Origin of the sequence: Acinetobacter sp. YK3 (assembly GCF_001729365.1) — a bacterium.
Taxonomy (GTDB): domain Bacteria; phylum Pseudomonadota; class Gammaproteobacteria; order Pseudomonadales; family Moraxellaceae; genus Acinetobacter; species Acinetobacter vivianii.
On sequence record NZ_LZPJ01000006.1, the window covers coordinates 1 to 18,046 of the forward strand.

Sequence of the window (18,046 nt, forward strand, 5' to 3'; positions counted from 1 at the left end):
GTATATAATCTTAACGTATATTCTTCAATATCTATATGATGGTTTCTTAGATGAGTGTTTTTGTTATTAGTCTGGATTCAGCAACCGAAAGAAGACAGCATATTTGTGAAGAGTTTAAGAAAAATTCAATTGCTTTTAACTTTTATGATGCCATTACACCAGCAACAGCTTTGGATGCTGCTAAAAGTGTAGGAATCGATTTAAGTCGTAAAGCCGTATTAACAAATGGTGAAGTCGCTTGTTTGCTAAGCCATGTTATGCTTTGGAAAAAAATTGTTGATCAAAATTTAGAGTACATTGCAATTTTTGAAGATGATGTACACTTGGGTAATAATATACAAAGTTTTTTTACGGATTTTTCTTGGATTCCAAATGATGTTCACATCATAAAATTAGAAGCTTTTGATAAAGAAGTAGATTTGTCTTTCTTTCCCAAACTTTTAAAAAATGGTAGGGGTTTATATCATTTAAAAGCTATGCATTTAGGTGGAGCAGGTTATATTCTGTCTAGAGAGGCTGCAGAACACTTTCTGATGATTATTCAAAACATGCCCGAATTGGTTCCTGTTGATCATATTTTATTTGGCCGTGATGTGAAGTGTGGTAAATACAAGACTTACCAAATAACACCTGCTATTTGCGCTCAAGATTTTTACTTACATAGCAAATATGATAATTTTCCGAGTCATTTAGAAGATGACCGTGCGGTTCGTCATGAGGCGGAGAAGCTGGTTCGATTGCAGCAGAAGAAGAAACTAAGTCTATCTCTAAAAGTTAAAAGAGAACTTTTAAGATTAGTTTCGCAAATCTTGAAGCTTACGAAACTCTCTGCTTATCGAACGGTAAAGTTTAAATAATTAGATCTATATGAATCTACGTGAACTGTCTGTAATTCATTTATAGACAGTCTTATCACCACCTCTAAACCGTTTATAACCCCACATATATTCAGCAGGAAAGCGGTTGATCATCTGTTCAACTGCTTGATTGAGTGCAGTGGTCGCAACTTCGATGTCGCGATCATACAGCGCTGGATCATTCAGATCATCGCAATACACATCAAATCCTTCACCATCCTCACGGCGGAAACAGCTTAATCCCACCAGACGACATTGGGTTTTTTGAGCCATTTTGCTGGCCAGTGTACTGGTTAGGCAAGGAATTCCGAAAAAAGGAACCACGACACCGCCAGACGGATCAGGAACATGGTCAGGCAGAATCACACTGAAACCACCTTGTTTTAGATTCTTAAATAGCGCTTTGACACCCGAAGCATCTGTCGGCACTAAAGTTGCGTTGAGGCGTTGACGTGCATGCAATGCAAAAGCATTGAATCCCGAATCTTTCATAGGTTTATACATGATAGTCGGGATGCCATATTGATGTACCCATGCATTCATCATTTCCCATGTACCCAGATGCGGAGTAATGATCAGTGCACCACGAGGATCGCTCAGCGCATCGGTCAGGACTTCCAGATGATGCACAGTATGAATCTGTTGAATGCTCCATTCGGGTGGCATTGCCCAGCATTTTCCAGATTCGATATAACTGAGACATTGTTTGGTGACGCTTTCTCTTGCAAGCCGTTCTTTCTGCTCTTGACTGAGTTCAGGATAAGCCAGTCCAAGATTGACTCTGGTTTTCCATAGCATACTTTTATTCGGGTTTTGATTGATAAAGTAAGCTGCCACTTTTGCGATACTGCGCAAAAATGGAAGGGGGAGAATACGGAGCAGAGTAGGGTAAAAAGACATTCTAATGTGGCTTATTTATCGGCGTTGCCTTTAAGCACCATATAAATCAGTGCAACAAAAATCAGTAAAGCACCTACCAGACTACTTACGCAGAAATATAAAATACGTTGGTTGGTATCCATATTGAAAAGTTCATTTGCCAGGATGTAACGCATAAAGAACCATTGAGCAAGTGAAAACACAATAATGATAATTGTATGTCGACGTACATCACGACGCATTGCCATAAGACTGACCTCTCAATAAAAAGCAGTCTATTATGCCATTAGCGGACATGATCTCAAAGCAAAACTAGGGATTATAAAAAAACCCTGCAGAGTGCAGGGTTTTTGTTGAAGCATAAACTCAAGGTTTATTTTTCTTCAGCTTTTGGCTTTTCGCGTAAACGAATACCCAAGTCACGCAATTGATTTGCTTCAACTGGTGCTGGCGCTTGAGTCAATGGACATTCAGCAGTCTTGGTTTTCGGGAATGCAATTACATCACGAATCGAAGATGCACCTGTCATGAGCATGATCAAACGGTCAAGACCGAATGCCAAACCACCGTGAGGAGGCGCGCCATAACGTAATGCATTGAGTAAGAAGCTGAATTTCTCTTCTGCTTCTTCTTCGCCGATACCTAAAGCTTCAAAGATTGCCTTTTGCATCTCTAACGTATAGATACGAAGTGAACCGCCACCGATTTCAGTACCGTTCAATACCATGTCGTAGGCAACAGAAAGTGCTTCACCTGGATTGTTCTTCACTTCTTCAACGCTTGACTTTGGAAGTGTGAATGGGTGGTGAACAGAGGTCCATTTACCATCATCAGTTTCTTCAAACATTGGGAAATCAACAACCCAAAGTGGCGCCCACTCACAAGTTGCAAGATTAAGATCATGACCGATTTTCACACGAAGTGCGCCCATCGCATCGTTTACAACTTTGGCTTTATCTGCACCAAAGAAAACGATGTCGCCATTCTCAGCACCAACACGTTTCAATAGATCAAGTACGATTGGCTCGATGAATTTAACGATTGGTGATTGAAGACCTTCGATGCCTTTTTCAAGTTCGTTGACTTTAATGTAAGCCAAGCCTTTTGCACCGTAGATGCCTACGAATTTGGTGTATTCATCAATTGCACTACGCGGTAAAGAACCAGCACCCGGTACGCGTAAAGCAACGATACGGCCTTTAGGATCTTTTGCAGGGCCTGCGAAAACTTTGAATTCAACGTCTTGCATCAAGTCTGCAACGTCAACAAGTTTCAATGGAATACGCATATCTGGTTTGTCAGATGCATAATCACGCATTGCGTCAGCGTAAGTCATACGTTCAAACTTATCGAATTTTACATTCAATAATTCGTTGAACATTTTAACTGTTAAGCCTTCCATTAAATCCATGATGTCATCGTCACTCATGAACGATGTTTCAACGTCGATTTGGGTAAATTCAGGCTGACGATCCGCACGTAAATCTTCGTCGCGGAAACATTTAGCAATTTGGTAATAACGATCGATACCACCAACCATCAACAACTGTTTGAACAACTGTGGTGATTGTGGAAGCGCATAGAAGCTACCATTTGAAACACGGCTTGGTACTAAATAGTCACGTGCACCTTCTGGCGTTGCGCGTGTCAAAATTGGTGTTTCAACGTCAAGAAAACCATGATCTTCAAAATAGTTACGGATCAAGTTGGTCACTTTAGAACGGAAACGTAAGCGCTCTAACATTTCTGGACGACGGATGTCCAAGAAACGGTATTTCAAACGAATTTCTTCTGAAATATTGGTATTTTCGTCATTCAATGGGAATGGCGGAGTATCAGAAGCTGCAAGAACTTCGATCTCTTTACCTAAAACTTCAATCTGGCCACTCACCATGTTGGCATTTTCAGTACCTTCATAGCGACGACGAACACGACCTGTAATTTTTAAAACAAATTCTGAACGTGCTTTATCTGCTGTTGCGAATGCTTCAGGGGTATCTGGATCGATAACAACCTGTACAAGACCATCACGGTCACGCATATCAAGGAAAATCACACCGCCATGGTCACGGCGACGATGAACCCATCCGCATAAAGTAACTGTTTGATCGATTTGGGCTTCAGTTAAAGAGCCACAGTAATGAGTGCGCATCATATTGAATTATTTATCCAAACTATATTGGCTGTAGAAGGTGAATGCGTAAACAGCGCAGCACCAATGAAGGGGAGATTATGCCTTGTTGAACGTATAGTCTCAAGTCTTAATGTTTTCAAGCGAATTTTAAACAGACGCTTTTTGTTAAAATGGTTTCATACGGCCAGTCCGATCCAAAAACAAGAATAATAGACAAGCCATGGTAAAGACAGTTAAGCCAGCTTGTGTAAATTCATTAATCGATTTGCCAATAAAAAAATAGCGTTCAGTATTCCAAAGATCAGTATTGATATGACGGTTATAGTCAAACACTGAAAACAGCCCATATAAGATGGAAAGGATCATACTGATGAGTGCAAATCCCTTGAGTTTAGAGGGAATGGGATGATGATGTTTATGCATTTTATAATAATCCCAGCACATTTTTATCAAAAACGGCAAGGCAATAATTGAAGAACTAATCTGCAAGATAAAGTGTAATGGATAGCTAAAACCCAAAAATGAAACGTTATGAGCCAGAATTTCTTTAAAAGCAAATGTTCGAAAATCAAGATGGGTTAATCCATCCCAGATCAAATGTGTGCTAATTCCAATAATAAGTGCAATGCAATTCAGAAAGCTGAAAGAAATAAAATCATCCAGTGACTTGATATTTAAAGGATCTTGAATCTCAAGACAACGATAAGTCACAGGACGATAGATTAAATACCACACTAAACAAAAGCATAGGCCCAATGGCAGGTTTGGAAATAAGATACCTGCCCATTGGTGTGTTAAAGGTGTATTTTCTTGCGTAAATAATCGATAAAGATCAGGTGTCATACAACCAATTGCCAGTGCTGCAACAGGTAAATGGCCCTGACTTAATTTGGATAAAGGCGGAGCGAGAACTGCATGGGAAAGTGTAAAAGGCATATCGTTGGAAAACGACCATTCATTGAATCATGGATAAGCAGTGTAGCAAATGTCCTTTGTTGCACTGTTTTTTTATTGCAAATTAAATGAAATGTTATAATATAACAAAAAATAACGATCAACTGATTCGGGACACGGTATGTCATTTCCGCAAAATATTTTGACCTTATCCATTTTAGCTGTTGTATCTGTATCTACATTTGCAGCAGAAAATGAACAAGTTACCACCTTAGATACCATACGAATTAAAGCGCATCCGCTTGAGCAAACCTCAAAAGATTTTGCTGTTGCAGATACCGTTGTAGATGAAAAACGTTTACAACAGGGGGCTGTCACCATTGGTGAAGCGCTAAGCAGCGAGCCTGGCATTTATTCAAATCAGTTTGGTGCTGGTTCTAGCCGTCCTGTCATTCGTGGACAAGATGGGCCGCGCGTTAAGGTGCTGCAAAACTCATCTGAAAACATTGATGTATCTACCTTATCACCTGACCATGCGGTAACAGTCGATCCCGCATTGGCAAAGCAAGTTGAAGTGATTCGTGGTCCATCAACTTTATTATTTGGTGCAGGAACAGTCGGTGGTTTAGTCAACGTCACCGATAGCAAGATTCCAACAGAAATGCCTGAAAAAGGTTACGAAGGTAATGTTGGCTTACGTTACAACACGGGAAGTGATGAAAAGCTGGCAACTGCGGGCGTAACCGTTGGTCTGGGGGATCAGGTTGCATTACGTGTCGAGGGCTTAAAGCGTGAAGCCAATGATTATATCGCTCCAGATTATGTCCATGAAGGAGAGCGAGAGCGCCGTGTAGACAATACCTTTGCCAAAGGTCAAACCGTGAATGTCGGTTTATCCTGGATTTATGATCGTGGCTTTACGGGCATTTCTTATAGCAATCGCCAAGATCAATATGGTTTGCCAGGGCATAGCCATGAATATGAAAGCTGCCATGCACATCTTTCTGGACGCCCTCATTTACATTGCGGCGAGCATGATCATGGTGAGGGTGACGATGATCATGGTCATGAGGATCACGACCATGAACATGGCACAGGACCTTGGATTGACTTAAAATCTGAGCGCTATGATGTGCGTACAGAACTGAATGATCCATTTGCTGGCTTTAAAAAGTTACGTGCTCAAGCGAGTTATACCGATTATAAACACGATGAAATTGAAGAAGATACCATCGCTACGCGCTTTAAAAACAAGGGCTATGATGGACGTTTAGAGTTGGTACATAATCCAATTGGCCCATGGGAAGGGGTGATTGGAACACAATATGGTCAACAGAAACTGGAACTCACTGGTGAAGAAGCGTTCTTGGCACCGAATACCACCAAGAAGTGGAGCATCTTTGGCTTAGAGCATGCACAATTTAATGATGTCCATGTTGAGCTGGCAGCACGCGCAGAAAAACAAAAAATTGATATTGATGACTCAAGCAAAAAAGATTTTGACGGTTCAGCCTTTTCTGTTTCAGGCGCTGCCAACTGGGAGTTTGCACCAGACTATAAACTTTCGTTAGTTGCCTCACATCAGGAGCGTTTACCTTTAGCACAAGAGTTGTACGCCAATGGTGGACATTTCGCGACCAATACTTATGAGCTGGGTAATGATCGTTTAAGTAAAGAGAAGTCAAATAATGTTGAATTGGGCTTCCATTATGACAATGACAAATTTGACTACCATGTACATGTCTACCACAACTGGTTTGATGACTATATCTACGCTCAAACCTTAGACCGTTATAAAGATTTCCGTTTGGTCAAATATACGCAGGATCAGGCACGTTTCTATGGTGCTGAGGCAGAGGCGGGTTATCAGATCTCGGACATGTATAAAGTGGGTGTATTCGGTGATTATGTTCGCGGCAAGATCGACAATGAAAATGCCCCGCGTGTTCCAGCAGGTCGTCTAGGAACAAAAGTAAATGCAGACTTCGGTGATGGCTTTAGCGGTTCAGCTGAATACTACCACGTGTTCCAGCAAGACAAGATTGCAGCTTATGAAACCGATACGCAAAGCTATAACATGTTGAATCTGGGTGTGGCTTATTCAGGTAAATACAGCAATGTCGGTGACTATCGTGTTTATCTAAATGCCAATAACTTGCTAGATGATCAGGTTTACCAACATGCATCGTTCTTATCAACGATTCCTCAAGTGGGCCGTAACTTTACCGTTGGGGTGAATTTTAACTTCTAATTTTTCACTTAAATCTTATTGAAAAATCAAAGTATAAGCTCTAGCCTTAGACCATTAGGCTAGGGCTTTTTTTGTTTATATGCGTATCTTCCAACGAATCCATCGAAAATTAAACTGGTCAGGTCGACGTTACATGGCAGTCATATTGAGTATTTTTGCGATTGGGTACATTGCTTCGGCAGTCTACCACACAGTAAAACCACTCCCGAAAGGGCTGGATTTTACTGGGCAGTTGCGTCATGCCAATGTGAAATTTTTAGCCGATCAGACCTATATCGATGCACAAGGTCAGCAACAGGTCGATCAGCATATTTTCAAGGAAGCCTTTCATTTAATTGATCAGGCACAGACCACCATTGTGCTGGATATGTTCCTGTTTAATCAGGAAGTGGGAAAGTCAAAGGTTAAGCAATTTCCTTTGATGCAAGAGTTGACAGATGCGCTGATTGTGAAGCGTCGCTTGCATCCAAATGTTGAAGTTGTGGTGATAACCGATCCGATCAATTCGGTTTATGGTGGAATGACACCGAAACATTATCTACAGTTGCGTCAAGCGGGTGTGGATGTGATCGAAACTGATTTAAAACCATTGCGCGCTTCTAATCCGCTTTGGTCAGGTTTTTGGTATATCTGCTGTCAGAATTTGGGTAATAATCCTGAAGGTGGCTGGTTAAGTAGCCCATTTGGTGATGAAAAAATTACCTTGCGTAGTTATCTTGAGTTATTCAACTTCAAGGCCAATCATCGTAAAACCTTGGTAGTTGATACTGAACAGGGCTGGAAAAGTTTGGTGACCTCTGCCAATCCGCATGATGGCAGTTCGCATCATAGTAATGTTGCACTGGTGGTGGATGGGCCAACCGCGATTGATGTCTTACAAACTGAGCAAGCCGTTGCCAATATGTCAAAGGGTTCTAGTCCTTTTGTGATTATGGGTGGGGTGAGCGAAGACAAAACCTTGCCGCAGGTGCAAGTACTGACTGAAAAAGCCATTTATGATGGCATCTTGAAGATGATTCAGACAGCCAAGAGTAAAGAGCATCTGGATATGGCGATGTTCTATTTGTCGGAACGCAATATTATTGAAGCACTGAAACAAGCGCAGCAACGTGGTGTCAACATCCGTATCATGATCGATCCGAATAAAGATGCATTTGGCCGTCAGAAGAATGGCATGCCGAATCGCCAAGTTGCATCAGAGCTCAATGCTGCTGGTATTCCAATTCGTTGGTGCGATACTCGTGGTGAACAGTGCCATAGCAAGATGTTGCTTAAATACAATGCACAGCAAGCTGAGATGATTCTGGGTTCTGCTAACTTAACGGCACGTAATCTGAAAAACTATAATCTTGAGACTGATATGCGTGTGATTGGTTCAGCACAAGCGCCAGTGTTTAAAGATGCCGGGCAATACTTTGATGCAGCATGGAGCAACTCCAATGCACGTCAAATCACAGTGGATTATGCAAAATATGCTGATGAGTCAAAAGTAAAATACTGGATCTATCGTTTTATGGAATGGACAGGGTTATCCACTTTTTAATGCAGCATAAATAGAGTTCTACACAATGGCGAAAATTAAACTCAATATCAGACAGGATGAGCAGATTGATTTAGATGTACATCAATTCAATCATTATGCAGATATTGTTGAAATTCAAAGTTGGGCAGAACTCTTGGAATGCTATCGCTCCCTTAAACAGGAGGTCTATCCTAAAAAGGTGTTTCTGGTTCTGGATGATAGGGCACAGGCAGAATACACCTCTATGCATGCTCAATTGGGTGATCAACTTTATTTCGACGATCGTCAATATTTTGAAGGAATCGAAGATCTTGGAAGTCGAGACAGTCTTCTGATTGAAAGTAATATTGTCACACCTTTGTTGTTTCAACATCATGTGCAACAGCTGAGCTGTCTAGATCACCAGCGGAGTTTTGAAAGCTTGGCTGGAAAAATGCAGCACTATGATGAAAGTGATCTAGAGGCGCTCGTTTACTTCAATCAACATCTATTGATCTCTACTCATACTGAAATCATGGTTAAAGTGGCTGTTGTTGAAACAGAAGCATTGAAGTTGGCGATGATGCCGAATGGCTATTTTTCTTGTGATTTTGATTCTTTTGAGAATTATGCGCTAATTCAGAAAATGCAGCATTATGGCTTCGAATTTATCGGGCTTGGAGCAGCGTTGTTAGGCTGGATCAAAACAGCAGATTTTAATGCAGAAAAAATTGAAGATTTAATTCAGGATCTTGCTTGCATTTATCCTTTAGATTCCTCTCATCAAAAGGCAATGAAAGACTTGATTTTAAAAAATAATTATCTGATTTTACCTTACTCTGAATCACCACAAGAATATTTGGGTTACGACTTATCGTGATTCAGAACGAGAGTTCAACAAGCTGAATTTGGAGGTTTACTTGGTATTCAGCTTGTTGAAAGAAATACACGATCAATAAAAATTAAGGACTCGGTGGAATCAATTGATCCAGATCTTTATCTGCTAACTGATCCAGTTCACTTAAATCGGTTTTGATTTTCCACTGGCTGTCATCATCTACAGGGTTGGGTAAACGCGCTTCTAACCAGTCACAGACGATATCTGGGCTAAATTCTGGATGATTACACTGGATCACCCAAGCCAGAAAATCTTTGGCTTCACCGTTCATATAGGGCGGTGGTGATACGGGAAAAAATTGGGTGGGTAGACGCTCATTCGTCGATAAATAATTGAGGACATGTCCCAGTTCCTGAACTGTTTGCCATGCCAATGGATGTTCAACATCAATATTGAACTTAAACCACCATGCATGCTGACCATCTGCGCCATGCGCCACGATACGGGATTCTTGTACGCTAGGAACTTTACAGAAAAATTGATAGAGACGATCAAAATTCATTTCAGCCACAGATGTTGCCTCAAAACCAAAAAAATGATTCTAACATATCTCTGAGAGGCTATAGCGAGCTGCTCTTTATCCATGGAATTAAACAGTTAGTCTGAAAAAATATTATTACAACAGTGGCGCTTATTTTTTATTCTAAAATAAAAGCATACTCTGATTTTGGGAGATCATGATGCAGCAATCTAAACTTTATATCTATGGCTTGGTCAGCCTACTCAGCGGTCTCCCTGTAATGAGCTATGCTGATAATGCGTGGGGTGGATATAGCGGGGTAGAACGTCGTTCTTATCATCAGCAGAATACACCTGCCTATCAGCCGCCTGCGCAAGACCCATTTGCGTTCTCGAATCAGCGCGTGACACCCACTGCGCCACCGAAAGGCTATTATTATCAGCCGAATCAAAATAACTATTATCCTCATTCAAACCATCGTCCTGGCGTTCGGATTGAATATTATCCAGAGACTCAATATGACCGCAGCTATCGCCGTGAGTCCTTTGTGGTGGGAAATGAATTACCGGGTGAGTTCCGTAGCGAGCGTTATGTGGTGCGGGATTGGGATTATTATTCTTTGCGTGAACCGCCACGCGGTCGACATTGGGTGGTCGTCGATGGTCGTTATCTTTTAGTGACCGATGATAACTTTACCATTGAGATTATTCGCTGATTTGACATCTGTTTTTAAATTTTGAATAGAGAATATTCTCCACAATTTCTCGCTATTCATTACAAAGCTTTGCAATGTCGCGAGTTTTATTCATGCTTTCTCCTAGAGTTTTTCTTAATCTGATTTCAGATCGAAAAAACAGAGGATCACACAATGAAAAAGACCGTCGTATTGCTTGTATCAACACTCATGCTCGGTGTATCTGCATCAGCAATGGCAGATTCAAACCGTTGGAATAATGATCATAAAGACCGTTATGATCAGCGCTATGATCGTTATGACCACCGACATGATCACCGTGAACAACCGCGCTGGTCAAATGGTGATCGCGGTAATCATTATGGTCAACGTATCAATTTCAAACGTGGTGAGCGCTTACCGTCAGAATTCCGTAGTAATCGTTATATGGTATCCAATTATCGCTACCATCGCCTTTATCAGCCACCACGTGGTTATAACTGGATGCAGGTACAAGGCAAATATGTACTGGTTGATTCCAAATATCGTATCTTCCGAGTGGCATAATCCTCATATGAGAAAAGCAGGCAATCCGCCTGCTTTTTTATTTATGCCAATTCATCATCTTGCGGTCGAGGCGTTTTATTGGAAGGCAATTGTTGCTCCTGATCTTTGCCACGAATCACAGAAGGGTAGTTCCATGATGCAAAACGCACTACCAGAATCGCCACCGCCAAAATCAGGATCGAACCTGTGGTAATGACCAAATCCATCGACGCTTTATGATTATGCTGAATATCGGCAATGAGCAAACGGGTCAGTGCAGTAATCGCGACATAGATCAGAAAGCGCACTGGCATATGATTGGTCTTGAAATAAATCCCGACCATGGCGCCCAGTTCCAGATAGATAAACAGCAGCAAGATATCATCAATGGTGGCGTATTGTTTAACCGTCAGAATCTCAATCACGGTATGTACGGCTGACCATGCAATCATACAGCCGATAATAAACAGGGCTAAATAATGAAAGGCTTCAACTGCGTAGTGACCGAAGCGGTCAAGTAGACGAGGTAAGCCTTCAAGTTTATCTTTTGAATTCGACATGGCGATTTATATGCTCAACATGATGATTGGAATGATATGCAAGTTTTATGCTGTTTTTATTATAGGCATAAAAAAACTGCCTCAACCTAGATTGAGGCAGTTTTTATGATTGAATGCGACTTAAGCTTGATTGGTGAAGTAATCTTCGCTGAAGTTCATGATCAAGTCAGAACCTGCTTTGATTTTCGCTAAACGCGCATCTAATTCCGGCAAGATACGATCTACAAAGTATTGCGCTAATGCAATTTTGTTTTGGTAGAAATCACCAGATTTGTCTTTTGCAGCAGCCGCAATTTTTGCGAACATATAAGCAAAGCTCAGTAAACCAACAGCATGTAGATAATCAACTGCAGCTGAGTTCGGGAACTCTGCATTTTCAGCTGCTTGTTCAATGATGAACTGGGTGATCGCTTCAATTTCAGTTGCAGCGTCTAGAGTTGCATCTTTAATGAAGTTTAAATCCGTATCTAGATCATTGGCAAAGTCACGAATCTCTGTGATGTATTCTGCGATGAATGCACCACCACATTTAATAGTTTTACGACCAATTAAATCTTGAGATTGAACGCCGTTGGTCCCTTCGTAAATTTGAGCAATACGAAGATCACGGATACATTGTTCCATACCCCATTCACGGATATAACCGTGACCACCGAAGACCATTTGCGCATCTAGAGTCGCTTGGAAAGCAGTATCAGTAAGGTAAGCTTTTGCGATTGGTGTCAAAAGTGCAACGCGATCATTGGCTTTCTTCACGGCTTCAGCATCAGTTGAGAATTTAGTGATGTCGAGCTGTTGACCCACATACACCGCAAATGCACGAGATGCTTCGTTGTTGGCACGTACATTGAGCAACATACGACGTACATCACCATGCACTAAAATGCTGTCTGCTGGTTTGTTTGGAGATTGAACGCCAGATGCGCTACGGCCCTGTAAACGGTCAGTCGCGTATTGTGCCGCATTTTGATAAGCAAATTCAGAAGCACCGAGACCTTGGATACCCATTGATAAACGTTCGTAGTTCATCATCACGAACATCGCAGCAAGGCCTTCGTTTTCTTTACCCACGAGGTAGCCTTTGGCACCATCAAAGTTCATCACGCAAGTCGCAGATGCCTTGATCCCCATCTTATGCTCGATTGAGCCTGGACCAACAGGGTTACGCTCGCCCAAAGAACCATCTTCATTCACTAGGAATTTCGGTACGATAAATAATGAAATACCACGTGAACCCGCAGGTGCATTAGGGGTTTTTGCAAGTACCAAATGAATGATGTTTTCAGCGAGGTCGTTATCACCACCGGTGATGAAGATTTTCGTACCAGTAATGTTATACGTACCATCTTCATTCGGTTCAGCTTTAGTTTTGATAATCCCTAAATCTGTACCTGCATGTGGCTCGGTTAAGCACATCGTACCTGACCATTCACCCGAATAGATTTTAGGTAAATACGTTTCTTTTTGCTCTTGTGATGCATAGCTGTTTAAAGCCATACCTGCACCCACAGAAAGAAGCGGGTAGAGCATGAATGATGGATTGGTTGCGAATAGCATTTCATCAGACAGTACAGTCAGCATTTTTGGCATGGCCTGACCGCCCCATTCTTCGTCTGCACCTAAGCCGATCCAGCCGCCTTCAGCGTATTGACGGAATGCTTCTTTAAAACCTGCTGGGGTGAAAACTTCACCATTTTCCCAACGTGCGCCTTCTTCATCACCCGTACGGTTTAACGGATGTGTCACGTTTTGGGCAAACTTCGCCATTTCTTCTAAAATTGCTTCAGCTGTTGCAGCATCTACATGAGCCAGGTTTTCATTCGCCTGCCAAAATTGTTCTGCTTTAAATACATCATTTAAGATGAATTTCATGTCTGCTAGAGGAGCATTGTAAATTGGCATAATCGTTCCTTTCTACGCACAGCGTCATGTGCAAAATGATCAAATAAAACGAACAAATAAATTGAATCGTATAAATTTAGCATTGATTAAACAAAAAAAGGACGGTCAAAACTGACCAGTCCTTTTTCTGTGATGAACGTTGCATCTCATTCTAAACTATGTTTAGAAAGCGAAGTGTTCCGCATCAAGTTCAAACAATGGCGCAACGCCAGTTGAAAGTACGTCTACATGCGAACGAACACGTGGCAAGATCTTCTTGAAGTAGAAGCGAGCAGTCGTCACTTTTGCATTGTAGAAGTCAACATCAGTTGTACCTTCAGCTAATTTCTCTTGCGCAACAAGTGCCATACGTGCCCATAAGTAAGCAAGCGTTACATAGCCAGAGAAGTAGAGGTAGTCAACCGCAGCTGCACCAACTTCATCAGGATTTTGCATTGCACGCATACCAATTTGCATGGTGATATCGCCCCATTCTTTGTTTGCAGCAGCCAATGGCGCAACGAATTCTTGCATCGCAGCATTGTCTTTGTTTGCTTCAACAAATTTATGGATGATCTTGGTGAAGTCTTTCAACATTGCACCTTGAGTTTGCAATACTTTACGACCTAACAAGTCAAGCGCTTGAATCTCGGTTGTTCCTTCGTATAGGCAAGCGATACGTGTATCACGTACGATTTGCTCCATACCGTGTTCAGAAATGAAGCCGTGACCACCAAAGACTTGTACACCGTGCTTCGCAGATTCAGAACCAGTTTCAGTTAAGAATGCTTTTGCAATTGGTGTTAACAAAGACAAGATGTTGTCAGCAAACTTACGCTCTTCTTCAGTTTCGCCTTTTTCAACGATGTCTGCATATTGAGCCAATAAGTAAACCAGCGCACGACCACCTTCAGCAAATGACTTTTGCGTTAAAAGCATGTTGCGAACAGCAGGGTGAACGATAATTGGGTCAGCTTCTTTTTCAGGTGCTTTAGGACCAGAAAGCGAACGCATTGCTAAACGGTCTTTCGCATACGCCAAAGCGCCTTGGAAAGAAGATTCAGATGCAGATAAACCTTGAACCGCAGTACCGATACGCGCAGTGTTCATGAAGGTGAACATGCAGTTTAAGCCACGGTTTTCAGGGCCAATCAAGTAACCTTTTGCTTGGTCGAAGTTAATCACACAAGTCGCGTTACCATGGATACCCATTTTGTGTTCGATTGAACCACAACGTACGGCATTACGCTCACCGACAGAACCGTCAGCATTCACGTGGAATTTAGGTACGATGAATAATGAAATCCCTTTTGTACCTTTTGGCGCGCCCGGTAAACGTGCAAGTACGATATGGATGATGTTTTCAGCCATGTCGTGTTCACCAGCAGAGATAAAGATTTTCTCGCCAGAGATTGCATAGCTGCCATCAGCATTTGGTTCAGCTTTAGAACGGATAATACCTAAGTCAGAACCTGCATGAGATTCAGTCAAGCACATCGTACCTGTCCAAACACCTGAAACAAGGTTTGGCAAGTAAGTATTTTTTTGCTCATCAGAACCGTGGTGTTCTAAAGTACGCACAGCACCATGAGAAAGGCCAGGGTACATACCCCATGACCAGTTTGCAGTACCGACCATTTCAGAGATTGCGATCCCTAAAGAGTTTGGTAATGCCTGACCGCCAAACTCTTCATCAGCAGAAAGAGATGGGAAGCCAAGTTCGATATATTTTTGATACGCTTCTTTAAAGCCTGTCGGGGTAGTAACAACACCGTCGTTCCAAGTACAACCTTCACGGTCGCCCACTTGGTTTAAAGGAGAAAGTTCGTTCTCGCAGAAATCAGCCGCTGCTTCTAAGTATTGATCAACCAATTCACGGCTTACAGTGTCTTGAAATGCAGGAAGTTTTGCGTAATGTGCTTCAGCATTTAATAATTCGTGCAATACGAACTGCATATCACGTAAGGGTGCTTTGTATTGTGGCATAGCGGGTTCCTCAATACTGGTTAAACCAGAGTTATAATCTTAGTCAATGATAAATGTGCCCAAGAGCACCATTTTGTACCGCTAATCGTGCAACAAGTTATAGTTCGGTACAAGCTTTTGCAGGTCATTTCTTAGTGACTGCTAAGTCAAAGTTTGTTGGTCAGCCTGCTTAAGCGCTTAGATTGTAGGTGGTTTTCCAGCATTTGAGTGAAACTGTTCATGTAAAATCGTAAGCAGCTGTGTAAATGAAAAATCAATCATTTAACGCATAAAAAAAAGGCGCTTCGAAAGCGCCTGAGAGGAGAGGATGATTATGTTGTTGGATTAGCTTGACGCTTGAATTGTGATTTGTCTGGTGTAAAACGAACTTCACAGGTGCCTTCAATCACACGTTTATTCCATTGAACGTTCACGCGTTCTCCGATACGTTTACCTTGACATGCCTGTTCGATCTGAGCGCGTTGTGCCTGATGTTCCTGACGCATTTGTTCGCGTTGTTCTGAACGCTGTTCACGTTTCGCTTGCCATTCAGCACGCTGTTCAGGGGTAAGCGGTGCACGTTGCATATTGTGACGATGGTGGTCACGATTCATTGACTGTTCTGCTGGGGTGGTCGACTGACAGGCAGCCAAACCTAAAACAGAACCGAGTAAGGTGGTCATCAATACAATTTTTGTCTTGTTCATTGTTTTATCCAGCGTAAGCAGTTGTGATTTGATGATTAAAGATTAGATAATAAAGATGAAGAAACAATGGAGAGTTTTTTTGAACCATGTTGGTTACAATCCATAAATAGAACACTATTGAGATTAAGCTTTTGAATGTTCGTCGTGTCCCTTTAGCCTTACGCCTGTTTTTAACGGTATTATTGACCACCTTACTGATCGCTACGATCAGCTTAGGTGTTTTGCACTGGACGATGCAAAAGAACTTTGCACGCTATGTGGCCGATGTCGAGATGCAGAAACTGGATCGGTTAATTGCCAACTTAGGCAATGTCTATACCGTTTATCACGACTGGGGCAATGCTATTCAGGCGCAGATCTTGCAAATCGAGGGCACCGCAGCGCCAGATGACTACGACCGGCTATCTCAATGGTGGTTACGCCGTCAGTATGATATCGCTTTACAGCAACGTTATTTTAATGACCATACTTTATTGAGTCTTTCGCCGACTTTGGCGCAAAATAATGTTGAGATGAGAAATCGTCAGATCTTTAATGATGAAGAACTCAAAATTCTAAAGCAGAATTTACCTTCCGAATATCAACCCTTTGAAGGGTTACGTTTTCCGCTCAGTCCAAGTCAGTTCCGTTTAAAGAAAGATGATAAAGACGATAAACAGGAGCATAAATTAAATACGCCTGTTGAGCATGGTAAAAAGCGTTTTGTCTCAATTCCAGATCGTTTAGGTTTGAGTTCTCGTTTGTCCTTATATGATGAAAATCAGCAATTTATTGTTGGTGAGCCTGCGACTGACCAAATCTCGTTTCGTCCGATTATTGTGGATGAACGGGTGGTGGGCTATCTGGGATTAAAACCTGTACTTGATCAGGATGATGCATCCAGTATTAACTTCTTTAGTAATCAAAAACGTTATTTGCTTTTAGTCTATGCATTAACCGTGCTGTCTAGTTTGATTGCAGCATTGCTAATGGCGACCTATTTTAAAAAGCCGATTCAGCGCCTGTTAAAAGCAACGCTAGAATTAACGCGTGGTAACTATCAGCATCAGGTTAAGATCAGACGTAATGATGAACTAGGTGATTTGTCTAATCAGATCAACCATTTGGCTGATATTTTGCACCATCATGAAGAATCACGCCGTCAATGGGTATCCGATACTTCACATGAGTTAAAAACACCATTGGCTGTGTTGCAGGCACAAATCGAAGCCATGCAGGATGGGATTCGTAAAGCCACACCTGAACACCTTGCGGCCATGATGCGTCAGGTCAGTAGTTTGAAAAAATTAACTCAAGATCTGGCAGATCTGGCTCAGGCCGATGCACAACAGTTGAAATGCTATTTTGCTGAAGTTAATCCGTGGGATGTGGTATTGCAAGAAGTCGAAAATTTCAGATCAACCTTTGAGCAAAATCAGCTAGACGTCAGCTTGTCTGGTGAAGGGGCTTTACTCTCGTTAGATCGTGATCGTTTTAAACAAATTATTGTCAATTTGCTGGGGAACTGTGTTCGTTATACAGAACAAGGTGGAAAAATACAGATTCATACTCAACAAAACGAGCAACAATGGATATTGTATGTAGATGACAGCCCATTGGGGATGAATGATGAGCAGCTAGCCCGTCTGGGTGAACGTTTCTACCGTGTCGATGATTCACGTACACGTAGTACAGGCGGTACAGGGTTAGGTTTGGCTTTATCATGTAAACTGGCACAAGCTTTAGGTGGTTCACTGACTTTCGATCATTCACCATTAGGTGGATTACGTTGTGTACTGACTTTCCCAAAACAAAATACGTAACTTTTAGATCCTCTTTGGTTGAGGATGATGGATAGGAT

The 18,046-nt window shown here is 41.8% G+C and carries 16 protein-coding genes; 7 read left to right on the forward strand and 9 right to left on the reverse strand.

The features are described from left to right. The first annotated feature begins 50 nt into the window (after nt 1-50). Entirely contained in the window at nt 51-857 is an 807-nt protein-coding gene (locus A9Z07_RS01000) for a glycosyltransferase family 25 protein (protein ID WP_069576247.1), read from the forward strand. Between the two features lie 36 nt (nt 858-893). Here A9Z07_RS01000 and A9Z07_RS01005 read toward each other — a convergent pair whose 3' ends face one another. The 4 genes from A9Z07_RS01005 to A9Z07_RS01020 form a co-directional block, all read right to left on the reverse strand. Further along, the gene (locus tag A9Z07_RS01005) at nt 894-1,757 is read right to left on the reverse strand and encodes a lysophospholipid acyltransferase family protein (protein ID WP_047429331.1); all 864 of its coding nucleotides are present in this window, start codon (nt 1,755-1,757) and stop codon (nt 894-896) included. 11 nt (nt 1,758-1,768) lie between these two features. Continuing rightward, nucleotides 1,769-1,984, reverse strand: a complete 216-nt coding sequence (locus A9Z07_RS01010) for a hypothetical protein (protein WP_004775503.1) — start codon at nt 1,982-1,984, stop codon at nt 1,769-1,771. Between the two features lie 125 nt (nt 1,985-2,109). After that, nucleotides 2,110-3,891 carry an aspartate--tRNA ligase gene (gene aspS, locus A9Z07_RS01015; protein ID WP_005226864.1) on the reverse strand — a complete coding sequence of 594 codons (1,782 nt, stop codon included), beginning with the start codon at nt 3,889-3,891 and terminating at the stop codon, nt 2,110-2,112. A 144-nt stretch (nt 3,892-4,035) separates the two neighbouring features. Next, nucleotides 4,036-4,806: a DUF4184 family protein gene (locus A9Z07_RS01020; RefSeq protein ID WP_004775499.1), complete on the reverse strand. Its 771-nt coding sequence runs from the start codon at nt 4,804-4,806 to the stop codon at nt 4,036-4,038. A 139-nt stretch (nt 4,807-4,945) separates the two neighbouring features. On the opposite strand from A9Z07_RS01020, the gene znuD reads away from it, so the two are divergent. The 3 genes from znuD to A9Z07_RS01035 all read left to right on the forward strand — a co-directional run bounded on the left by znuD (nt 4,946) and on the right by A9Z07_RS01035 (nt 9,396). Beyond that, a complete protein-coding gene (znuD, locus tag A9Z07_RS01025; RefSeq protein ID WP_069576249.1) occupies nt 4,946-7,015 on the forward strand; it encodes a zinc piracy TonB-dependent receptor ZnuD in 2,070 nt (689 codons plus the stop codon). 79 nt (nt 7,016-7,094) lie between these two features. Next, nucleotides 7,095-8,558 (forward strand): phospholipase D family protein, encoded by a 1,464-nt coding sequence (locus tag A9Z07_RS01030; RefSeq protein WP_139126617.1) that lies wholly within the window; start codon nt 7,095-7,097, stop codon nt 8,556-8,558. A gap of 25 nt (nt 8,559-8,583) precedes the next feature. After that, entirely contained in the window at nt 8,584-9,396 is an 813-nt protein-coding gene (locus A9Z07_RS01035; RefSeq protein WP_062846135.1) for a hypothetical protein, read from the forward strand. 82 nt (nt 9,397-9,478) lie between these two features. Here the strand turns inward: A9Z07_RS01035 and A9Z07_RS01040 are convergent, their stop codons facing one another. Beyond that, nucleotides 9,479-9,916 carry a hypothetical protein gene (locus A9Z07_RS01040; RefSeq protein ID WP_032864114.1) on the reverse strand — a complete coding sequence of 146 codons (438 nt, stop codon included), beginning with the start codon at nt 9,914-9,916 and terminating at the stop codon, nt 9,479-9,481. Between the two features lie 178 nt (nt 9,917-10,094). Here A9Z07_RS01040 and A9Z07_RS01045 point away from each other — a divergent pair, with 178 nt between their 5' ends. Both A9Z07_RS01045 and A9Z07_RS01050 read left to right on the forward strand, forming a co-directional pair. Beyond that, nucleotides 10,095-10,589 (forward strand): RcnB family protein, encoded by a 495-nt coding sequence (locus A9Z07_RS01045; RefSeq protein ID WP_069576253.1) that lies wholly within the window; start codon nt 10,095-10,097, stop codon nt 10,587-10,589. Between the two features lie 153 nt (nt 10,590-10,742). After that, on the forward strand, nt 10,743-11,114 hold the full coding sequence (locus A9Z07_RS01050; protein ID WP_004775491.1) for an RcnB family protein: 372 nt from the start codon (nt 10,743-10,745) through the stop codon (nt 11,112-11,114). A gap of 41 nt (nt 11,115-11,155) precedes the next feature. On the opposite strand, the gene A9Z07_RS01055 is transcribed toward A9Z07_RS01050, so the two are convergent. The 4 genes from A9Z07_RS01055 to A9Z07_RS01070 form a co-directional block, all read right to left on the reverse strand. Beyond that, nucleotides 11,156-11,653, reverse strand: a complete 498-nt coding sequence (locus A9Z07_RS01055) for a phosphate-starvation-inducible protein PsiE (RefSeq protein WP_004775490.1) — start codon at nt 11,651-11,653, stop codon at nt 11,156-11,158. Nucleotides 11,654-11,773: 120 nt separating this feature from the next. Next, nucleotides 11,774-13,555: an acyl-CoA dehydrogenase C-terminal domain-containing protein gene (locus tag A9Z07_RS01060; protein ID WP_004775489.1), complete on the reverse strand. Its 1,782-nt coding sequence runs from the start codon at nt 13,553-13,555 to the stop codon at nt 11,774-11,776. Nucleotides 13,556-13,717: 162 nt separating this feature from the next. Then, on the reverse strand, nt 13,718-15,520 hold the full coding sequence (locus A9Z07_RS01065; protein WP_004775488.1) for an acyl-CoA dehydrogenase C-terminal domain-containing protein: 1,803 nt from the start codon (nt 15,518-15,520) through the stop codon (nt 13,718-13,720). 311 nt (nt 15,521-15,831) lie between these two features. Then, a complete protein-coding gene (locus tag A9Z07_RS01070; RefSeq protein WP_005259465.1) occupies nt 15,832-16,206 on the reverse strand; it encodes a hypothetical protein in 375 nt (124 codons plus the stop codon). Nucleotides 16,207-16,337: 131 nt separating this feature from the next. Here A9Z07_RS01070 and baeS point away from each other — a divergent pair, with 131 nt between their 5' ends. Further along, nucleotides 16,338-18,008 (forward strand): sensor histidine kinase efflux regulator BaeS, encoded by a 1,671-nt coding sequence (gene baeS, locus A9Z07_RS01075; RefSeq protein WP_004775486.1) that lies wholly within the window; start codon nt 16,338-16,340, stop codon nt 18,006-18,008. Nucleotides 18,009-18,046 lie beyond the last annotated feature (38 nt).